This is a genomic window from Treponema sp. R8-4-B8 (assembly GCF_054786175.1).
Map to the genome: position 1 here is coordinate 1 of NZ_BDHE01000422.1, position 448 is coordinate 448.

1 pseudogene is annotated in these 448 nt (G+C 41.5%); it reads right to left on the reverse strand.

From position 1 onward, the window contains the following. Nucleotides 1-341, reverse strand: a pseudogene (locus ACYVRA_RS09055) (ATP-dependent DNA helicase RecG); the annotation flags it as partial. Nucleotides 342-448 lie beyond the last annotated feature (107 nt).

Genomic DNA, 448 nt, shown 5'->3' on the forward strand with positions numbered 1-448 from the left:
TTAGCAGATTGATTTATGACGCAAAGAAGAAAACTTGGCTGTTTCTTTTGAATAATGCCCGCCGTCAGCGGATAAACAGGCAGTATTTTTCCAAAATTCGCGCCCTTAGACGCAGGCTCTACTTCAATAGAGCTTGACTGCAATTCGCCGTATTTATCTTTATATTTAAAACTGCCGCCAATCATATATTTTTGCCCTGTAATAAACAGTTTGTCAAGCTTTGGGCGTTTAAAACATAAAAGCACCGCCTGAGTATTTTCGTCTTCTATATAAATTTTTAGAGTTCTCATTCCGCCGAAACCTATATATTCGCGCGCGAAAACTGTAACGACGGTACACACTCTGCCACTTTTATACGCATTAAAGGGCCAATTTTCACGCGATATTACCAGTTGCGTGGATGGTGAAGAAGAAGATCCCTGACGGGTCGTATTCGAAGCAGAGCGAG